Origin of the sequence: Nguyenibacter vanlangensis (genome assembly GCF_013376155.1) — a bacterium.
GTDB classification, from domain to species: domain Bacteria; phylum Pseudomonadota; class Alphaproteobacteria; order Acetobacterales; family Acetobacteraceae; genus Gluconacetobacter; species Gluconacetobacter vanlangensis.
Window position 1 is genome coordinate 1 of record NZ_JABXXP010000434.1, and the last position, 2,451, is coordinate 2,451.

The following is a 2,451-nucleotide window of genomic DNA, read 5'->3' on the forward strand; positions in this document are numbered from 1 at the left end:
GCGGACGTGCTGAACGCCGCCCTGCCGGCCACGGCGTCCGCGCCGGTCCGGGCGCGCCGATTGTAATGTTTCTGATGTGCTGATTACCGAGAGGATTTTCATGTTCCGCACCCGTTTTGCCGCCCTTCTGCTGGCCTCGGCCTGTCTGGCGCCCTGTCTGGCACCCGGTCTGGCGTCCCCTGGCCTTGCCGCCGACAAGCCGGCCGAGGCGCCGAAGGCCGACACGGCCAAGGCCGCGCCCGCGGAGAACGGCCAGGCCGGGCTGCTGCCCGCGGATTCGGTCACGAAACATCGCTATACGGCCGGTGGGCGGACCATCGCCTATACCGCCCATGCCGGCACGCTGACGCTGCGCGACGAGGACGGCAAGCCGGGGGCCAAAATCTTCTATGTCGCCTATACCCAGGATGGCGCGGGGCCGGGGCGGCCGGTCTCGTTCTTCTTCAATGGCGGGCCGGGCGCGGGCACGGCGTACCTCAACCTGGGCGCGGCGGGGCCGCGGGCCCTGCAATTCCCGGCGGGCATGCCCACCGACGGCGCGGCGGCGCGCCTGGTGGACAATCCCGACAGTTGGCTGCCGGCCACGGACATGGTGTTCATCGACGCGGTCGGCACCGGCTATAGCCGGCCGATCGACCCGCACAAGGCGGCCGACGCCTATTACGGCGTGACCAAGGACGGTTCGGCCTTCGCCAAGGCCATCGAACTGTGGGTCGGGCAGAACGGACGGCAGACCTCGCCCCATTACCTGGTCGGCGAGAGCTATGGCGGCATCCGCTCGATCCAGGTCGCGTGGCAGTTGCAGCAGCAGCAGAACCTGATCGTCAACGGCATCGTCATGATCTCGCCGGCCATCCAGATGCAGTTCCTGGATGCGGCCAACAATCCGCTGGCCTCGGCCATGACGCTGCCGACCTTTATTGCCGCCCATCTGGACGCGGCGCATCAATTGACGCCGGCGGCGCTGGACGATGCCTATCGCTATGCGTTCGGGCCCTATCTGACGACGCTGGCGAACGCGCCGCCGCAGGGGGCGGAGGCGCAGGCGTTCTATGCCGAGATCGCCCGGCGTACGGGCCTGCCGGAAGAGGTGGTGGCCAAGCAGCGCGGTGCGCTGGACCCGATGTCGCACGACGTGCGCAGTCGTGGCGGGCGACTGTATGGGCTGTACGATTTCACGCAATCCATCGCCGATCCGTATCCCGAGGGGATCGATAACAACGACAGCCCCGATCCGACGCTGTTCGGGTTCGGCCGGGCCTATGGCAATGCCTTCGCCGGCTATGCCGCGAACGAGCTGGGCTTTCGCACCGAGCTGACGTACGACCTGCTGAGCATGGAGGTGAACGGCGCGTGGCGCTGGGGCGACCATGGGTCGCCGATGACCGACCAGGTCGCGCTGCTGCGCAAGCTGCTGGCGATCGATCCCGGCCTGCGCGTCTTCGTCGCCAACGGCTATTTCGACATGGCCTGCCCGTTCGGCACCACACGCTGGACCCGCGACCATATCCCCGTCGGCGCCGAGCGGATCGGCCTGCATCTCTATCCCGGCGGGCATATGCTGTACACTCGCCCCGAGAGCCGCGCCGCGCTGTGGCATGACGTCGACGGCTTCTATGCCGCATCGGCCGCGCAATTGAAGTGATCGGCGGTGGCCGGCCGGGGACGCGGGACCCGCGTCTTCGCCGGTCTGGGCTTTCGCCGGTCCGGGCTTCGCGCCCCGGCCGAATGACGAAGCCTTCATGACGGCGGAGATCACGATGGAGCTGGTCCCCGGCGGCACGCGCTATCGCGCGCTGGTGCGGCACAAGAGCGCGCAGGACCGGGCAAAGCACGAGGAAATGGGGTTCTTCCAGGGATGGGGGACCTGTCTGACCCAATTGGAGGAACTGGCCCTGCGGATCTGAGACCGGGCCGGGCGTCGCGGGCCGAATCAGGGGAGCGGCTCGCCTTGTGGGGTTCTGGTGCGGCGCGTTCTCGTGTAGGGCGGCTTGGTCGTTCCTGCGTGATCGTTCCTGCCTGATCGTTCCTACTTGGCCGTTCCGAGGTGAGAAGCCTGCCATGATTTTTGTCCGCGCGTGCCTGTTCAACGTCTATTTCATGCTGCTGACGCTGGTCATGGGGGTCGGGGCGTGGCCGATCCGGCTGTTCGCGCGGTCGCTGGCGCTGCCTTATGCCAAGCTGTGGACCCGGCTGGCGGTCGGCGGGTTGCGCCGGATCTGCGGCATCCGGCTGGTGGTGACGGGACGGGAGCATCTGCCGGCGGGCCGGCCCTGCCTGGTGGCGTCGCAGCACCAGTCGGCGTTCGACACGCTGGTGTGGATGAACCTGGTGGAGCGGCCGGCCTATGTGATGAAAGAGGAGCTGACGCGCCTGCCGCTGGTGGGGCCGATGCTGCTGCTGGCCGGGATGATCCCGGTGCGGCGCGCGGAAGGCGCGAAGGCGCTGCGG

2 protein-coding genes and 1 pseudogene are annotated in these 2,451 nt (G+C 68.3%); all 3 read left to right on the forward strand.

Features of this window, described 5'->3' with window-relative positions; genetic code table 11:
- Positions 1-100 precede the first annotated feature (100 nt).
- Positions 101-1,645 carry a S10 family peptidase gene (locus tag HUK84_RS14945; protein ID WP_176640991.1) on the forward strand — a complete coding sequence of 515 codons (1,545 nt, stop codon included), beginning with the start codon at positions 101-103 and terminating at the stop codon, positions 1,643-1,645.
- A 94-nt stretch (positions 1,646-1,739) separates the two neighbouring features.
- A pseudogene (locus HUK84_RS14950) lies at positions 1,740-1,907 on the forward strand (SRPBCC domain-containing protein); the annotation flags it as partial.
- Between the two features lie 154 nt (positions 1,908-2,061).
- On the forward strand, positions 2,062-2,451 hold a 390-nt coding region (locus tag HUK84_RS14955; RefSeq protein ID WP_176640993.1), incomplete at its 3' end, for a lysophospholipid acyltransferase family protein.

Excerpts from the sequence above, each read along its gene's own strand:
- HUK84_RS14945 (WP_176640991.1), top strand. The coding sequence starts at position 101 with ATGTTCCGCACCCGTTTTGCCGCCCTTCTGCTGGCCTCGGCCTGTCTG.